The 17580-nt window shown below is 69.7% G+C and carries 10 protein-coding genes and 1 pseudogene; 6 read left to right on the top strand and 5 right to left on the bottom strand.

Going from position 1 to position 17580, the window contains the following annotated elements:
- Nucleotides 1–90: 90 nt before the first annotated feature.
- A complete protein-coding gene (locus QH168_RS00620; RefSeq protein ID WP_280232369.1) occupies nt 91–1701 on the bottom strand; it encodes a DHA2 family efflux MFS transporter permease subunit in 1611 nt (536 codons plus the stop codon).
- A gap of 89 nt (nt 1702–1790) precedes the next feature.
- Between QH168_RS00620 and QH168_RS00625 the strand changes: the two genes are divergently transcribed.
- Entirely contained in the window at nt 1791–2294 is a 504-nt protein-coding gene (locus QH168_RS00625) for a MarR family winged helix-turn-helix transcriptional regulator (protein ID WP_280232370.1), read from the top strand.
- A 37-nt stretch (nt 2295–2331) separates the two neighbouring features.
- On the opposite strand, the gene QH168_RS00630 is transcribed toward QH168_RS00625, so the two are convergent.
- Genes QH168_RS00630 through QH168_RS00645 form a run of 4 tightly spaced genes read right to left on the bottom strand, consistent with a single transcriptional unit; the run spans nt 2332 to nt 8360 of the window.
- Nucleotides 2332–2976, bottom strand: coding sequence for an endonuclease (locus QH168_RS00630; protein WP_280232371.1), 645 nt, complete (start codon nt 2974–2976; stop codon nt 2332–2334).
- A 55-nt stretch (nt 2977–3031) separates the two neighbouring features.
- Nucleotides 3032–4546 (bottom strand): dynamin family protein, encoded by a 1515-nt coding sequence (locus QH168_RS00635; protein WP_280232372.1) that lies wholly within the window; start codon nt 4544–4546, stop codon nt 3032–3034.
- The gene (locus QH168_RS00640; RefSeq protein WP_280232373.1) at nt 4543–6357 is read right to left on the bottom strand and encodes a dynamin family protein; all 1815 of its coding nucleotides are present in this window, start codon (nt 6355–6357) and stop codon (nt 4543–4545) included. Before QH168_RS00640 ends, QH168_RS00635 begins: the two co-directional genes overlap by 4 nt.
- Nucleotides 6358–6392: 35 nt before the next feature.
- Nucleotides 6393–8360, bottom strand: coding sequence for an IniB N-terminal domain-containing protein (locus tag QH168_RS00645; RefSeq protein WP_280232374.1), 1968 nt, complete (start codon nt 8358–8360; stop codon nt 6393–6395).
- 293 nt (nt 8361–8653) lie between these two features.
- On the opposite strand from QH168_RS00645, the gene QH168_RS00650 reads away from it, so the two are divergent.
- The 5 genes and pseudogenes from QH168_RS00650 (at nt 8654) to QH168_RS00670 (ending at nt 17349) form a co-directional block, all read left to right on the top strand.
- Nucleotides 8654–10453: an Hsp70 family protein gene (locus QH168_RS00650; RefSeq protein ID WP_280232375.1), complete on the top strand. Its 1800-nt coding sequence runs from the start codon at nt 8654–8656 to the stop codon at nt 10451–10453.
- On the top strand, nt 10446–12929 hold the full coding sequence (locus tag QH168_RS00655) for a LuxR C-terminal-related transcriptional regulator (RefSeq protein ID WP_280232376.1): 2484 nt from the start codon (nt 10446–10448) through the stop codon (nt 12927–12929). The genes QH168_RS00650 and QH168_RS00655 overlap by 8 nt, the downstream gene beginning before the upstream one ends.
- Nucleotides 12930–14387: 1458 nt before the next feature.
- Nucleotides 14388–14639, top strand: a pseudogene (locus tag QH168_RS27640) (response regulator transcription factor); the annotation flags it as partial.
- A gap of 2 nt (nt 14640–14641) precedes the next feature.
- A complete protein-coding gene (locus QH168_RS00665; protein WP_280232378.1) occupies nt 14642–15832 on the top strand; it encodes a hypothetical protein in 1191 nt (396 codons plus the stop codon).
- Nucleotides 15833–16002: 170 nt separating this feature from the next.
- Nucleotides 16003–17349, top strand: a complete 1347-nt coding sequence (locus QH168_RS00670; protein ID WP_280232379.1) for a S1 family peptidase — start codon at nt 16003–16005, stop codon at nt 17347–17349.
- Nucleotides 17350–17580 lie beyond the last annotated feature (231 nt).

A 17580-nucleotide genomic window follows, 5' to 3' on the forward strand; every position in this document is an offset into this window, starting at 1 on the left:
CCCCCGGCCAAAGCGGCACCCGCCGTCTACCACCCGGCCCCGGGCGGCGTGCGCGGGGCGCAACGCGGGGCGCCGGGCCCACGGCGCGGCCTATTGGTGGCTCGGTTCCGGGGTGGGTTCGGTGGTCGGTGCGGGCTTCGGTGTCATGAGCAGCGTGGCGAGCAGCGCTGCGCCGAGGAGGGCGGCACAGAGGCAGCTCGACAGTTCGACGGCCGCGGACATGGCCTCACGGGCGGACGCGGCGATGGACTCGGTCGCCGGGTCGGCGGCGAGGGCGGGGACGACCGATCCGGCGCTGTCGGTGACGGCGGTGCCGAACTGTTCGGCCGCCTCGTCCGGCAGGCCCGCGTCGGCGAGGCGGTCGCGCACACCGGCGCCGAGAGAGCTGAAGAACAGCGTGGTGAGCATCGCGATGCCGAGTGCGGACCCCAGCTCGCGCGCGGCGCTCTGGATGCCCGAGCCCTGACCCGCGCTCGCCGCCGGAATATCGGCCATTGCGACATTGGTGACCTGCGCGGTGGCGAATCCGACACCGATGCCGTACACGAACAGCGCGACGGCGATTGTCCACCAGGCACTGTCGGCCGCCGCGAACACTCCGAGCAGCACCAGACCGGCCGCTTCGAGCCCGAGCCCGATGCGCACCTGCCCCAGCGCCGAGACCGACGCGGCCAGCGAGAAGCTGGCGCCACTGGCGCAGAAACTGCCCACCGCCAGCGGCACCAACGCCAACCCCGCCTGGAGCGCGCTGTAGTCCAGCGTGAACTGCAACCACAGCGGCAACACCGCGATGATGCCGAACTCACCGAGACCGACCAGCAGCGTCACCGCGTTGCCCTGCCGGAACGAGCGGATCCCGAACAGCCGCACATCCATGAGCGGTTCGGCGCCGCGCCGGCCGAGCCGGGATTGCCGCAGCCAGAACGCGATCAGCGTGACCGCCGAGAGCACGAATGCGATGAGCACCGGCGACGGACCGCCGCTCCACTCGACGCCACCGAGGCTCAGCGGTTCGGTGGTGAGCAGCCAGCCGTGCGCACGTCCTTCGATGAGGCCGAACGACAACAGCCCGAGCCCGAAGATCGACAGCAGCGCACCGATGACGTCGACGCGCCCGCGTCCCGGTATCGCAGCAGGCAGATAACGCAGCACACCGACCCCGATCAGCAGCACCGCCGGGATATTGATGCCGAACGCCCACCGCCAGGAGAAGTCGGCCAGCCAGCCGCCGAGCAGCGGCCCCACCGCAGCAGCCGCGCCGATGGTCGAACCCCAGATCGCGAACGCCCGCCCACGCGCTTCACCAGAGAAGGCCGCGTTGATCAGCGCCAATGATGTCGGCAGGATCATCGCCCCGCCGATGCCCTGGACGAAACGAGCCAGGATCAGCAGCGCGCCGCTCGGTGCGAGTGCCGCGAGCAGGCTCGTCGCCCCGAAGACGGCCAGCCCGATCAGGAACAGCTTCCGCGCGCCGTACAGGTCCGACAGTCGCCCGGTGAGCAGCAGCAACGCGGCGAACACGATCGCATAGGACTCCTGCACCCATTGCGCCTGGATCGAGCTGATCTCCAGATCGCCGATGATCGGCGCGAGGATCACGTTCACGATCGTCAGGTCCACCACGATCAACGCGACGCCGAGCGATACCGCGATCAACCCGAGCCATTCACGCCTGGTCGGCGTCTCCGTTGCGGTACTCAATTTACCTCCATCATGAAGTTACTTTATGATGAAGCTAAATCGGAGACCGGTAGGTTGTCAATCCAGAACCGCGCGAAACGGAGGCACCCATGGCGGACCGGACGACCGGCACCGCGGCGCAACGGCAGCGCCTGACCGAAGGCCTCATGGCCTACGGCGCCAGCTTCACCGAACTGGGTCGACGCTTCGCCGTCTCACTCGGCGTGCATTCCACCGACGCGTTCGCCCTGATGGAGATCGCCACCGCCGATCAAGCCGGTACGCCACTGTCACCGGCCTTGCTGACCACACGGATTCCGCTGTCGTCCGGGGCGATGACGGCCCTGCTCAATCGGCTCGAACGCGCGGGCTACGTGCACCGCTCACGGGAACTCGACGACCGGCGAGTGGTGACGTTGCGCGCGAGCGCGGAGGCCAAACGGCTGGCCGACGAATTCTTCGAACCGATCAACGCCCGCCAGGACGCCGTGCTGGCCGGGTACCCACCGGAACTACTGCACACCTTCGAGGAACTGCTCGCCGCGTTGCGCGACAGCATGGACGAGCAGCTCGAACATGCGGATCGAGCTGTGCGCCGCGACGTCAGCGGGTAGGCGCGTCGGCGGCGGAACGCGTGGCGACGGCGGCCGATCAGTTCGCGGCGGCGCGGACCTCGTCGGCGATATCGTCGTCGAGGGTCACCCGGACCAGTGCGGCGGCCAGGTCGGCGGTATGGCCGCGCGGCGCCAGTTCGGCCAGCCGGTCCGGGTCGGTGGGCAGATCGACGCGTTCGGCGCCGCGCAGCGCACGCTCATCGAAATGCGGACGCGCCCAGGTCCAGATGTCCTGTACCTCGCGCAGGAAGATATCGGCGCCCACCGGGCCGATGCCCTGGAACTGTTGCAGCAGTTCGGCGGCGCGGGTGGGATCATGATCCGCTTCTGCGGCGAGTTCACGCAGGTCACCGTGGTATCGATCCAGCACGGCCGTCGCGTTCGCACCCAGCCGAGTGGCCGTGCTCTCGTCGTAGCGGCGGTAATGCGCGCGGCCGAGTGCGTCCACCAGCTCCTGCCATTCGGCGTCCGACACCCGGTGCGGTGTGCGATATCCGCTGTCGATCAGTTCCTTGGCCGCGCCGACCGCCAGGTCCGCCGATATCCGGGTGCTGAGCAATTCCGACAGCATCAGTAACTGGAACAGGGGCGCGGGTTTGTCGGCCAGCGCGATCCCCGCCGCGGCGGCATATCCGGTACCCGCCCGGTCCAGCAATGCGTGCACGACTTCTCGCTGTCCCATGGTGTCCTCTGCTTCCCAGTGTGCGGCTCCGCCGCCTCAGATGCGAGCCCCGCGTTCAGTCCGGCGGCGTGAGCTGGGCGAGCACACCCTCCGCGCTGCGGACGGCGGTCAGGCAGGCGCTGGCGGTGAACTGGTCGGCCAGCGGATGGCCCGCGCGGGCGCGCCACTTGCGGACGGCGTCGATCGCCTCGGCGCGCTGTATCGCGGGTGTGGCGTCCGCCGGCAGGCCGAGGCGCAGATGCGTCGCGACGCCGGCGCCGCCGATGAGCCGGACGAGTTCGGTCAGCGCGTCGGCGGGCAGACCGGGTTCCTCGGTGCGCAGCCGACCGAGCAGACGCAGTTCGGCGAAACCGTGATCATCGGCGAGCAAGGTGCGGATATGGGGCAGCAGCAGATCGGCGGCGGTGCCGGGATGGGCGGTGAGCACGCGGTCGAGGGCGCTGAGGGCGGAATGGGCCTTGAGCTGGTCGGCGCGCTGGCCGAACTGCACGTCGAGCACCGAACGCAGCTCGTGCACGCCGCTGCGTTCGGCGAGTTCGGCGGCGAGCGCGGCCGAATCGCGAGCACCGAGCCGCACCAGCGTGATCGCCAACCGGATACCGAACACACCGAACCGCTCAGCGAGCCGGGCCCGCATCTCGGGGGCGACCGGTAATGGCAGATCGGGGCGCACGAACCGGTCGACCGACAGCAGTGCGGCCGACAATTCCTCGACGGGCACACCCGCCAGCGCCTGGAAGGCGGCGAACTCCTGCTGCCGCAAGGTCGCGGCCGCGAACGCCAGCAGCCCGGCCACCGGAATCACCGCCTGACACAGTCCGGTCCGCTCCAGCTCACCCGCGAACCGGGCCGCCACCGCACGCGCCGAGTGCAGGGCATCAATCCGGCCAGCGCCGATCTCATCGGCCCGCGACACCACGCCGATCACGCCGAGCGGGCCGGAGCCACCACCCGCCGTACCCACTCGCTCGAGGAAGCGGACATCGGCGTCGTCGAGTCGGCGCAACAGGTAGACGACGGCATCGGCGCCCGGAACATTCGCATCGTCCGGGGTCAGCAGACGCGCGGTACGCGCCGATACCTCCCGCGAGAGCGAGGACGTACCGGGGGTGTCGATGATGGTGGTGGCGGCCAGGGTGGCGGCGGGCCATTGCACCTCCAGATGGTCCACCTCGCGTGGGCCGGGTGCGTCCCAGTTCAGGGTGTCGAGATCGAACGTCAGGCCGTGCGCGCCGCCACCGCGCCGCACCACCACATTGGCCGTGCGACCATCGGCGGAGCGCGCGGTGACCGTCGGTGTTGATCCGTTGCGATACCAGGTGACGACCCTGGTGCATTCGGTCGCGTCGGTGGGCGCGATCTGTTGCCCCACCAGCGAATTCAGCAATGTCGATTTGCCCGCCTTCAGCGAACCGGCCAGCGCCACCCGCAGCGGTTGGTCGAGCCTGCGGGCACAGTCGTCGAGCAGGGCTCGTGCCCACGGTTCACCGGCCAGTTCCCGGCGGGCGGCGGTGACCAGCGCACGCGCTTCGCTCACCACACCCGGCGCCACCTCGACCTGCGCGGTCATGCGGTCACCGCCTGCATCGCCGCGGCGTGGTTGCGTAATTCGGCCACCACCCGCAGTTGACGTTCCAGCTCGGCGCAGCGTTCGGAGCGCCGGGTCGATGCCATGGTCGCGGCCTCCTGTGCGGCTCTGAGCGAATCGTCGATGGACCGCAGGCTGCGCTGCGCGACACCGGTGTAGTGGTCGCGCAGCGCACGGTGGATGCGGTGCAGGCGGTCCTTGGATTCCTTGCCCGCCTGGAATGCCACATCATCGACATAGCGACGGACCGCGACCTTGGCTTCGTTGCGTCGTTTGGCGAGCCTGGTCTTGTGATCGTCTCGGAACGCTTTACCGCCCACCAGCACTCCCGCGCCGAGCGAAATCGGATTGAGCAGGGCGAGACCGGCGAAAGTGCTGGCCAGCCCGACCATGAGCACCCCACCGTAGGAGCCGCGCATACCGACGAGCAGTTTGCTGCCGACACCGATATCGGGTTCCAGATCAGCGAGAGTCACTGCTGCCGAACGTGATTTATCATCGTTCTCACCGGGCCGCACATCCGGCAGGTCGACCGCGCCGAGTTCGGTGAAATGCTCGGCCACCCGCTCACTCAGCCGTTCCGCACGCGCCCCCGTCCACAGCAGATTGTCACCGAGCGCCGAATCGACGGTGCCGACGAGCCATTCCTCGATCCGCGCCCAATGCCTGCCCGGATCGTGATCATCGATCCATTCCTCGGCCTCACGGGCGACGGTGCGCAGTCGGTCACGCAGGTCGTGATCGATATCGCCCGCCAGATCGGTGATGCCATCGGCCAGCGTCTGCTGCCATGCCGCGGTACGCCGGTGCATCTGCTCGGCGGCCGCCTTCGCCGCCTGCAACTCCGCGACCGCCGCCGCACCGAGCTTCGGATCCCGCACCGCGACGAGTTCACTGCCGAGCGCGAGCGCCAGATGTTCGGCGGCCGAATGGATATCGCGCGATACCGCGAGCCTGGTCGCCCGCTGATCGCGCGCCACCACCTGTTCGCGCAGGAACTGGTAGAGCACACCGAAACCTGATTCGGCGCCCAACTGTTTGTCCTGTAGCCGCAGTGCGTGCTCGCGCAGCGCCGCGGAGACCGGGATGATCGGCACCTCCAGCTGCGCGCGGTCGAGATGGGCGCGGTCGGCTGCGGCGACCTGACGCCAATGCGGGTAGAGGTCGATCTTGGTGAGCACCAACGCCACCGCCGGGCAGAGCCTGCGGACCTGGCTCAGGAACGTCAGCTCGGGCTCGGTGAGTTCGGTGGACGCGTCGGAGAGCACCAGTACGGCGTCCGCTGCTGTCGACAGGCCGAGAACTGTTGCGGTGCTGTTGTTTCCCTGACCTGTGCCGGGAGTATCGATGAGAACTATGCCGTCGGCCAGTAGCTGGTTCGGCGCCGTGACCTCCAGTCGGGTCGCCCGGCGGCCCGCTACCACCGGGACGCGAGTGGCCGCGGAGATTTCATCGACCTGCACCCGCTCCTCACGGGAGAGGTCGGGACCGGTGAACACCAGGTGCGCCTCGATTGCCGGGCCGTGCATGAGCACTGTCGGCACCGTGGTGGTGGTGTCGTCACCGACCGGGCAGAGATCACTGTTCACCAGCGCGTTGACGAACCGGCTCTTCCCCTGATCGCGCTGACCGGCGATCACGATCCGCCGCCGCGGATCGCGGACCCGGTCGGCCACTGTCTCCAGACGGCCGACCAGATCGCCGCGATCCGCGGCACGAGCAGCGGCAATGGTCTCGCCGAGCACCGAAAGCAGCGGAGCCGCAGGCGGTGTGGTGGTGGCGGGTGCGACCATCTGGTTGTTCTCCTTCTCGGCCGGAACCGCGGTCGTCAGAGCAGGGCGTCGTCGGAGTCGGCCGTAACCACGACGGTCTCCCCGACACCCGTCTCCCCGAACAGACCCCCGCTTCCTGCACCGACCCCACCATCGAACCCGGACCCGAATGCGCTCGAAACATCCACGGACGACCAGGTATTCGCGGCCGAGTCGATAGTCGAGGTGGCCGACATCCCGAGGTCGGCAGTAGTCTGCGCACCCACCTCGACCGCCGAAGCACCGTCGACCGCACCCGCACCCGCACCGGCACCGGCACCGGCACCGGCACCGAACGATCCCGTCAGATCAGCACCGAAGGGATCAGTCCCGTCGACGCCATACGCACCCGACCCACTCACGGCGCCCGCACCGCCGACACCGCCTGCACCGCCCGCACCGCCCGCACCGCCCGCACCGAACGATCCCGTCGCATCACCGCCGAGGGAACCATCCGCACCGATGCCAGGGGAACCGGATCCACCGATCCCGAGCGCACCACCCACCGCACCTTCCCCAGCAGCAACACCACCGGACCCGACAGCAGCACCCACACCACCCGGATCGAACCCATCACCCACCACTCCGAGCCCGGTCTCCAATCCCGTCCCCAGTTGCCCCCCGACCCCGCCCACAACAGCCGTGCCTGCACCGAGAGCACCGGTGAGCTGGCTATCCACAACGACCCCACCGCTCACGTCGGCTCCGAGATCGCCAGCAGCATCGATGCCTGTGGACAACCCCGCCTCCATACCGGCGCCCATCTCGATGACGCCATCCATTGCCGAGGCGATCCCGGTGCCCGCGACGATGTCTACCGCCGAGGACAGCCCGGCGCTCGGATCTGCCCCGGAGGTGGCCACAGCACCGATACTCGACGACAACCCGGCGCCCAGCCCACCGCCGGACTCGATGTCACCGCCGAGCACCGCGCCGCCGCTGGAGCCGAACTGGTTCTCGAATTCCCCCACAGCCTCCACGGCCCCATTCACACCCGCAGACACGTCGCCGTCAGCACCGAACAGCCCGCCGAGCCCGAGTTCGAGCCCCGTCCCAACTTGTCCACCCCCGTCCACAACCCCCTCCAGCCCGGTCACCACCCCTCCCCCGATCTCCGCCCCCGCACCGACCACGGCCCCCAACCCAGCAGCCGCCATCGCCCCGAGATCACCCCCGACCTGCGCACCACCCTCCACCGCGCCGGACAGATCCCCGGCGTCCACCACCCCGCCGACGGCCGCACCCAGGTCTGCTCCGGATTCCACCGCACCACCGATGGTGGCTCCCAAGTCCGCGCCGCCGTCGAGGGCACCACTGAGATTCGCCCCGATGCCGGTCGCCGCATCTGCGCCCAATGCCACACCCGCATCGATCGCTCCACCGACAATGCCGCTGACGTCGATACCGGCTGCGAGGTCCGCACCCGATTCCAGTCCTGCGGTGATCGCACCGCCGATTCCGGCGGACAGCTCGGTACCGAGGTCGATGCCACCGACCAGGTCGATACCCGTGTTCAACCCACTACCCAGGTCGAGGTCCACACCGGTGTCGAGCCCACCACCAAGGTCGAGGTCGATACCGGTGTCGAGCCCACCATCCAGGTCAAGGCCGATACCGGTGTTCAACCCGCCACCCAGATCCACATCCAGTCCGGTCTCGGCGGACCCGCCGAGGTCGAGGCCGAGGTCGGCGCCGAGGTCGAGGCCCGCGTCGATGGCGGCGCCGGCGCCTACCGCGCCTGCCGCGCCGATGGCGGCGCTCGCGGCGGCCTGGGTTCCGGCGGCGATGATGGCCGATAGCTGGCCACCGCCGCTGAGGAGGGCGGATTCGGCGACCAAGGGGGCTACGGCGGTGATGTCTTCCGGGGTCACGTCCGGGAGTCCGGCCGAGGCGAGGGCCTGGCAGGGGTTGAGGCAGTAGCCCGCCGCGGCTTCGGGGTCGCGCAACAGGTCGAGGATGAACTCGAGAATCGCGTTGGGGGTCATCGAGAATCTTCTCCTGGGCTCGGCGGACGTGATCCGCGGTCGTTGGAATGCATTTCACGCTAGGGACGTGAGTCGTTACTTCGGAACGGGGCAAAGCCCCACATTCACGCCCGAACACCCGTTAGGGGCATTCCGCTCATTAGGGGAATTTCCCCGTATCGCCCCTATCCGGTAACAGCGGCCACCCAGCAACCGACATGCGGGTTGAGTCGGCGCGGTACTCCGATTCGTTTCCCAACCAAACAATATTGGAATCGGTAGCGGCACTCAGTTCTCGAACGGGGATCTTCGGCATGACACAGCGTCTGGCGCTCGGCATCACTGTCGGGTCGGCGAATTCGGTTGCCGTGCTGGCGACCCGGGGCGGCGAACCGAGTATCGACAGCGAGCCGATCCTGACCCATCCCACCGTGCTCCGGCTCGTCTCCGGCGCACCCGCGACCTTCGGGACGGAGGCCACGTCGGGCGGTCGACATGCCCCCGGTGTGCGGATCGACGGGTTCGTGGCCCGCGTGGGCGATCCGGTGCCCATGCTGGCCGACGACGGGACGTCACATTCGGCATCTGCCCTGTTCGCGACCGCTGTCGCCCGCCTCGTCGAGGAAGCCGCCGACGGACCCGCCGCCGTGGTGCTCTGCCATCCGGCGCACTGGTCGTCGCACACCGTCGCCATGCTGCGGCACGCTCTCGATGCCGCGGACCTGCCCGATATCACCCTGATCCCGGAACCCGTTGCGGCCGTGCGCTGGTCGCGCACAACCGTCAACCGGACCGATGACGAGGGCGCGGTGCTCGTCTACGATCTCGGCGCCACCGGCCTCACCGTCTCACTGGTGCGCACCGGTGCGCACATCGAACTGCTCGGCACTCCGCTGCACACCACCGAAATCTCCGGTGCCGAATTCGATCTATTGCTCATGCGTTATGTGCTGGCAAACGCACCGGACGGAATCGACGCCGACCCATTCGACCCCATTGCCGAGCGGGAATTGTCGGCACTGCGAGAACGCTGCCGAATTGCGAAAGAAGAGCTTTCCACTCATACCGCGACCGTGGTGACCACGTGGTCGAACCCCGCCGCGCCGGACGGCAGCACGGTGCGCCTGGTGCGCGATGAAGTCGAAGACCTGTTCGGTGATCCGTTACGCGCCTCGCTCGCCTCGATCCGTGACGCGGTGCACCGCGCCGGTCTCGATATCGGTGATGTCAGCAGCGTCCTACTCACCGGCGGCGGCAGCGCGATTCCGCTGCTCACCGAGCTGATCTCCTCCGAATTCGGGCTGCCGGTCGTCGCCGCGCCCGACCCTGCGCACACCAGCGCCCGCGGCGCGGCGGCCCTCGCGGCACAACTGTCGGACCCGGCCGACGACTCCACCACGATCACCGTGCCCGCCGTCCCCGAACAGGCCGAGACGGAGCCAACCCACTCGACACCACGCCCACTACCGACGGCCACCCACCATCCCGGCGTGGCCCGTAACCGCAGGCGGCGGGTCGCGATCATCGCCGCCGCCGCGGCGGCCATCGGCCTGTTGGCCACCGGCACCGTCGCGGTCAGCACCGGCGCGGGAACCCAGCATCCCGCCGCACCGGACCATCCCACATCGGCGACGATCGCGGACACCGCGGCAACAGCCGGTCCCAGCTCCCCCGGTACGAACGATCCCCGGACGGGCACGATCGCCGATTCCGGCATCCCGTCACCCAACGATGTTGTGAAGCAACCGGATACATCCAAACCAGGCACCATCACGGTAGTGAATTCGCAGCCGGGCACGCGGACGGGCGAGCCCGGTACGCCCACACCCGCCCCTCAGGGCCGAGCACCGGCCGCCGACCCGGGCAGCGCACCGCAGCCCGCACCCGGTTCGCCCGCCACACAGTCCCCGCCGCCTGCACCCCAATCACCCCCGCCCGCACCGCAATCGCCCGCGCCACCGCCGCAACAACCCCAGCAGCCACCCGCCCAATCACCGAACCTGCCGACCGACGGTCTCACCGATACGCTCGGCGACACCGTCGGCACGGTCGGCGGCGCCGTGGGCACGGTACTGCGCGCACCGGGCGAAATCCTCGGCGGTTCAGGTGGCTGAACCGGCGCCCGCCGCGGCATTCGATACTCTGCCCTGCGCACGAGAACTGTTCCGGGAACTGGATTCCCATCAGCCCGTCGTCCACCTGATTCGGGGCCGCTCGGGCACCGGCAAGTCCACCTTGCTCACGGCAGTCCGGGCACGGCTGCGCGAACGCGGTGTCGCGGTGTCCGATACGACGCGACGAGAGGGCGATCCGCCGCAGGCGGCGCTGGTGATCGACAATCTCGACGCCCTCGGCCATGACGAGCTGGAAACACTGCGTGACACAATAGAATCCGGCGATCACACCGTGGTGGCCGCGGGCCGTCCCCGCCATCACGACCCCGAATTACGCGCCCTGTTCGATGCGGCGCTGCGCCGCGGCCGGGTCGCGGAACTGCGCCCACTCGGTATCGCGGAGATCGCGCCGTTCGCCCGTGAGCTGGGTATGTCGGTGCCGCGCGCGGTGGCCGCGCATATCCACAAACAGACCGATGGCATCCGCGGTGGTGTGGTCGCGGCGCTCACCGCCGCCTGTCATACCCGCCTCGACGCGAGCATCGCCGCCGTCGACACCGCCGTCGACGGCTGGGCAAGGGCCGTCCTGGCCGATATCGACCCCGCTCTGCTCGACACGCTGGCGGTGGCGACCACCGGAAGTGGTTTGGACGCGGGCGAACTCACCGAAGTACTCGGCGTCGACCCGGTCGAGGCCCGCGAGCTGATCGACCGAGCCAGGGCCACCGCAGTGATCACCGACGCCGACCTGCTGCTCGCACCGGCGGTCGGGCCGCTGCGCACGCTGCTCGGCGAGCGCCGCTTCCTGGCCATTCAGCGAGATCTGCTCACCGCACGCCTGAACGCCGGACTACTGCGTGATCACACCGCGGTGCTGCTCGCCGAATCCGGACTACGCGATGGGCGTCTGGCCGAATTCCTGTGCACCGCAGCCGGAAACAGCGGAAACGACGCGGTGCGCTACTACGCGGCGGCGGCGCGCGCTGGCGCCGACCGAGATGCCATCGCGGTCCGCTGGGCGGAGGCGGCGGCCCTCACCGGCGATTACGACGCGGCGCTGCGCCTGGCCGAACCCCTACTCGCCCGCGATGACGTACCGGCGGCGAACCTGGCGGCCGCGGTCCGCATCTGCGCCGCGGTCCTCACCCGCCGCGGCCTGACCGACCGCGCGGCCCGGCTCTACACCTGGCTCGGCCCGGACCGAGCGGGATCGGAGTGGGCGGCGGGAGCCGCGGTCCTGTATCTCGCCGGTGACGCCGCCGCGGCGACCGCCATGGCCGAATCCGCCGCCCGGTGGGCGCCGACGGAATCGAACGCCCCGACCCGTCTCATCGCCGATGCCTTCGGCCGCACCCTGCGTGGACGCGAGGGCGAGACCGCGAGCGCGATCTCCACCCTGGTCCGCGCCACCCACACCGACGCGACGCGCTTCGCGCCGTGCACCCCCATCGCCGCCGCGACCCTGCTGTGCCTGAGCACCGGCGATCCGGCCCGCGCCGTGCAGACGCTGCGGCGAGCCACCGATGCGGGCCCTCGGTTGCCGGTGCTCTCGGCGTGGGCGGCACTGGCGGGTGGTGACGAAGCAAGCGCCGCCACCACGCTCGCCGCGCTCGACTGGGATGCGCTCGATGTGCGCGATGCCCTGCTCGCCCACGCCGCCGCCGTCGGCCTCGCCCGTCGCGGCGGCGATCAGGCCGCTCTCACCCGGGCTTGGCAGGCGGCCCAACCGCTGCTCGACGAGGTGGAGGCCGATCTGCTCACCCTGCTCCCGATCGGCGAGTTGTGGCTGGCGAGCATCCGCCTCGACGATGAGCGCCGCATGACAGCGCTGGTGGACGGCGCCCGCGCACTCCTGGATCGGCTCGGCCATCCACCGGCCTGGTCCAACCTGTTCCACTGGTACGGCGTGCAGGCCGCGATCGCCCGCGAACGGCCCGATGAGCTACTACCGCATGCTCACGCGCTCAAGGCCGCCGCCGAGGCGGGCGATCGACATGCCGCCGCGCTGGCCGATGCCGGTCGCACCTGGGTGCTGGTGTTGCGCGGGCAGGTGTGCGGCGTCCGGGTGGAATCGGCGGTCGCCGAACTGGGCGCGATCGGACTGAGCTGGGACGCGGCCCGGCTTGCGGGTGAGGCCGCGCTGGCCGCCACCGATCCGACCACGGCCACGGCGCTGCTGAAGCTGGCCCGCACGGTGCGAGCCGACTCGCGCCCGTCGCCGGTCGCTCCCGCAGCGGCTGCCAACGGCGACCACCCGGAGGCGAGCCCCGACGAGTTGCTCAGCGACCGGGAGCGCGAGGTGGCCGAACTGGTGCTGCTCGGCCTGACCTATCGGGAGATCGGCGCCCGGCTCTACATCTCGGCCAAGACCGTGGAGCATCACGTCGCCCGGATCCGGCGCCGGCTCGGCGCCGGATCCCGTTCGGAACTGCTCGCGATGCTGCGGGCCATGGGTTACGGGTCGCTCCTGGTCTGAATCCCGCAACCCGTCGGCGAACCGTTAACGGTGGGCACGCGGTTCCCGAAACAGTCAGTGGGGAGGCCTACGACAACCGCAAAACACTCGAACTGTGACCTCACCTGCGCATAGTCTCGAACGGGGGTTCCGATGACAGCAGAGACCGCGACGAACACCGCACAACCGCAGCACAACGGTTCGGCACCAGCCAACGGCCCACCGGCCGCGAGCCTGCCGAGCGGCACCGAAACACCTGGTGAGAGCACGGGCACCACCGCGGCGCATCACGCAGATCCACCGGGGCGATCCCGATCGGCGCGACGCCGGGCCGAGACCGAGCACACGCCCGACCTCCGGTTCGAATCCATGCCGTTCGCGCAGACGCTGTTCCGGGAACTGAGCCGCGCGGACGGGCCACCGGCGGTCGTGCTGATCCGCGGGCGATCCGGCACCGGCAAATCCGCCCTGCTCGGCGCCGTCCGCGAACTGCTGACCGCCGACAACATCAAAGTGTTCGACGATCTGGGCGCCCTCCCGAAACGGCTGCTCGCCGACGCCGGTAAGGAAACAGCCGGACGCCGCGCCCTACTCATCGACGACACCCACCTACTGACCGCCGATGACGTGCAGACGCTGTGCGCGGTGGCGGGCAACCACCGCCACATCGTGGTCGTCGCCGCACAACCGCGTCCACACGATCCGAGCCTGCGCGCCCTCACCGACACGCTGGCCAGGCACGGCCGGGTGATCGAGCTGCGCACGCTCGGTGTGCCGGAGCTGATGTCGTTCGCGCGGGAACTCGGCCTGCTGGTGCCGCGCCCGCTCGCCGCATACATCCATGTCAGGACCGGCGGAATCCGCGCGGGCATCGTCGCCGGGCTGCGCGCGGCCTGCTCGGCGCGCAGGGACGCCGCGGTGGACGCGGTGGACGCCGCCGTCGCCGGATGGGCTCGCACCCAGCTGGCCGAACTCGCACCGGAACTGCTCGACACCATGGTCGTGGCGGGTGCGGGCACCGGACTGGATGCGAGCGAACTGGCCGAGGTCTTCGATATCGACTTCGCCGCGGCGCAGGATCTCGTCGACCGCGCCCGAGCGAGCGCCTTGGTGACCGATGCCGACCTATTGCTCGCGGCCGCGGTCGAACCGCTGCGTGAACAGCTCGGCGCCCAGCGATTCGTCACGGTACAGCGGCGGCTGCTCACCACCCGCCTCGACGCGGGTCTGTTGCGCGCCGACACCGCGGTGCTGTTCGCCGAATCCGGCGTACGTGAACCGCGCCTGGCCGATTTCCTCACCTCCGCCGCGGAGCATGCGGGCGTGGAGGCGATTCGCCTGTACACCGCCGCGGTGGCGGCAGGCGCCGATCCCGCCGATATCGCCGACCGCAGAGCCCTGGCCGCTCATCAGCTGCGTGAGCCGGACACCCACGATCCGGCCCGGCCCGTGCTCGGGCCGACCTTCGAACCACCGACCGCGCTGACCGAGCGGGAACAGCAGGTCGCCGAGCTGCTGCTGCTCGGGCTGACCTACCGGGAGATCGGGTCCCGGCTCTATATCTCGGCCAAGACCGTCGAACACCATGTCTCGCGGATTCGGCGTCGGATCGGTGCCGGATCGCGAACAGAGTTATTGTCGATGCTCAGCGCAATGGGACACGGTTCGCTACCGGTGTGGCCGTCGCGTGGACCGATCAGGATCGAGCAGGACGCCGAAGCGAGGACATGAGGATGGCCACTGGAGTGGGCCTGCGTATCGCCGCCGACGAGTGCGTCGCGGCGATCGTGACCAACGACGGCGAGCCGGAGTACATCGTCCGCGAGCCGATCCTGCACATGTCCGATGAGGGCGACGCCGAACTCGGCGGTACCGCCCCGGCCGGGCATACCCACACCATCACCGGATTCGCCGAGGCCGTCGGCGATCCGGCCGGTATCTCGGTGGACGACGGGCCCGCCTACCGGGCCGAAGACCTCGTCGCCACGGCACTGTTCTGCCTGATCAACCTGGCCGCCGACCATCTCAACGGCGCGGCCGAGTTCTACGCCACCCATCCGGGCGACTGGCCCGAACAGCAGGTCACGGCCCTGCGTGACGCACTGGACTACCTCGGTCTGCGGTCGGTGGTCCTGATCAGCGAGGCCGAACTCCCCGAGGCAGGCGCACTACCCGCCGACGCGAACGCCGAGACACCTGCCCGCATATTCGCCTACGGCGCCGCCGCCACGGCGCTGACCGCGGTACTGGCCACCCCGGCGGGCAACACACCGCCCGATCCCGCGACGGCCGAGAACTCGACGCTCGACACCGATATCATCCCCGCGGTCCCGGCACCCGGTTCGCAGGCACAGGCCTATTCGGCCGCGATCCCGATCGCCGAACCGCCCGCCACCGAGATGGCGACCGAGATGGCCGCGGTCGCGCCGGAGGCGGCGGCGACCGCCGAGCCAGCCGCGAAAACCGAGGATCCGGCGACCCGAAGCCGTACACCGGTGCTCATCGCGGTGGCGGCGTTGGCCGGTCTGATCCTCGGCGGCATCGGCGTCGCGGTGCTCTTCCGGGAAGACGACACCACACCCATCCCGCCGATGCGCGATGCCAAATCCGAACAGGTGACGGTGAGCCCGACCCCGGCCGCGCCGCCACCTGGCCCCCTGCCGGTGGCGCCGCCGACCACCGTGGCGCCGCCGGTCGTCGAGGAACCACCCGTCACGGTGGACCCGACCACCGAGCCGGAGCCCGTACCGGAACCGAGCACGCCACCACCGTCGACGGAGGCGCCCCCGACCACGCAGGAGCCGTCGACCAGCACCACCCCGCCGACCAACCCGAGCACCTCGCCGACGACCACCCGCCGATTCCAGCCGATGCCCGATATCCAGCTGCCGCCCGCGCTGGAAATCCCCGGCACCCGGCGATAATCGCCACACGAGTAGCCACCGATGTGATGTGTGGCATAAAGTGATCCGCTGACCGGCCACAGCGGCATCCCGCGCGCATCCGGTTCATTGCTCCACGTAGGCTGTGCGCCAACGGATTCTGCCCCGTGGCCACGGATTACCCGGCACATCTGTGCCGACGAAGGGACTTCATGCGTAAGTCGGTGGCGCGTAGCGCCGCGGTCAAAGCTGCCATCGCCTCGACCGTTCTCCTCGCCCCCATGATCGGCACCAGCCCTGCCGTGGCCGAGGCCCCGCAGCTGAAACCGGGCGAGCTACCGGCAGAGCTGGTCCAGGCCGTCTCGCGTGATCTGAAGATGACCCCGACCGAATACCTGGATCGCTCGGCGCGGGCGCAGGAGCTGAGCAGTTACGCGCGCGAGTTCCGCGCCGAACGTCCCGATGCGTTCGCCGGCGCCTGGATCGGCACCGACGGTAAGCCGATCGTCGCGGTGACCTCGCCCGACGCCGCCAAGATCGCCGCAGCCGACGGCTATCAGACCCGGCTCGCCCCGGTGTCCGCGGACAATCTGGAGTCCTCGCTGACCCAGCTGAACCAGTGGATCAGCGGTCTGCCCAACGAGCTGTCCGGCGCCATCAACTCGGTCGCCATCGACTTCCTCAACAGCCAGCTCGTGCTCAGCGTGGCCAACACCCCGGTCGGCCATATGCTCAACCTGCCCACGCTGATCGCCAATATCAAGGTCATCCTGTCGCCCAATGGCGGCGGCCCGGTCGAGCGCCGTCCGATGGGTGGCGACACCTATATCAGCGCACCGGGTTCGCTCAAGGACACGGCGCTGCGCGGTGTCGATGTGTGCTCGTTCGGCTTCAACAGCGTCGACGCCGCTGGCAACGCACTCAATATCAGTGCCGGGCACTGCGATCCGAACCTGGGCAAGGGCGATCAGACGGCCGGTGTCTACCTGCCCAACGTCCGCGACATTCCCGCCAGCCCCGAGGTCGGCACCTTCGTGCGCGCCAATCTCGGCGGCCAGAGCGGCCTTGACTACTCGGTGATCAAGCTGAACGACCGCGCCGTGCGGGCGGGCATGGATCAGCCGTCGGTGCGCGGCGCCAACGGCACCACCCTGACCATCACCGGCATCGCCGACCCGGTGATCGGCGCTCCGGTCTGCAAGTCCGGCCAGTCGTCCACGTTCACCTGCGGTTTCGTGGTGGCCGACCGGGTGGAGACGCAGCTGTTCACCGCCGACGGTGAATCCAAGACCGTGCGCGGCTTCGCCAGCACCGCCTGCACCCTCGGCGGCGACAGCGGCGGCGCAATCGTCTCCGGCACCCTCGCCCTCGGCATCACCAGCGGCTCCAATGCCGCCGAGGCGCCCAGCTGCGATGAAGCCAATATCGCGCTGGCGCAGTACGGCGGCACCGCGACCCTCGGCATCCCGATCCGCCCGATCCTCACCGATATCAACGCCTCCGCCGGCGGTGGCCTCGGCAGCGGCATCACGGTCCGCACCCGCCCGAACGCAGGCTGAACGCACAATCGAAACCAGTCGAGCCGGGTCGCCCGTGTGCTGTATGACCAGCACGCGAGCGGCCCGGCTCGACTGTCGACTGCACAGCTGAACGGCCAAGCCCGCAGAAACAACGGCCGGTCAAGCCCCACATTCCGAGCGAAGCGAGACCGAGCCTCAAAGTTCGCGGCCCGTCTCGCGTCTCCGCTGCCGCTGCGCAAGCCGAAGGCAAGCAGCGGCAGCGGAGACGCG

Origin of the sequence: Nocardia cyriacigeorgica (assembly GCF_029868385.1) — a bacterium.
Classification (GTDB): domain Bacteria; phylum Actinomycetota; class Actinomycetes; order Mycobacteriales; family Mycobacteriaceae; genus Nocardia; species Nocardia cyriacigeorgica_F.

Coding starts and splice junctions, on each gene's coding strand:
- QH168_RS00625 (WP_280232370.1), top strand. CDS start 1,791: ATGGCGGACCGGACGACCGGCACCGCGGCGCAACGGCAGCGCCTGACC.
- QH168_RS00630 (WP_280232371.1), bottom strand. CDS start 2,976: ATGGGACAGCGAGAAGTCGTGCACGCATTGCTGGACCGGGCGGGTACC.
- QH168_RS00635 (WP_280232372.1), bottom strand. CDS start 4,546: ATGACCGCGCAGGTCGAGGTGGCGCCGGGTGTGGTGAGCGAAGCGCGT.
- QH168_RS00640 (WP_280232373.1), bottom strand. CDS start 6,357: ATGGTCGCACCCGCCACCACCACACCGCCTGCGGCTCCGCTGCTTTCG.
- QH168_RS00645 (WP_280232374.1), bottom strand. CDS start 8,360: ATGACCCCCAACGCGATTCTCGAGTTCATCCTCGACCTGTTGCGCGAC.
- QH168_RS00650 (WP_280232375.1), top strand. CDS start 8,654: ATGACACAGCGTCTGGCGCTCGGCATCACTGTCGGGTCGGCGAATTCG.
- QH168_RS00665 (WP_280232378.1), top strand. CDS start 14,642: ATGGCCACTGGAGTGGGCCTGCGTATCGCCGCCGACGAGTGCGTCGCG.
- QH168_RS00670 (WP_280232379.1), top strand. CDS start 16,003: ATGCGTAAGTCGGTGGCGCGTAGCGCCGCGGTCAAAGCTGCCATCGCC.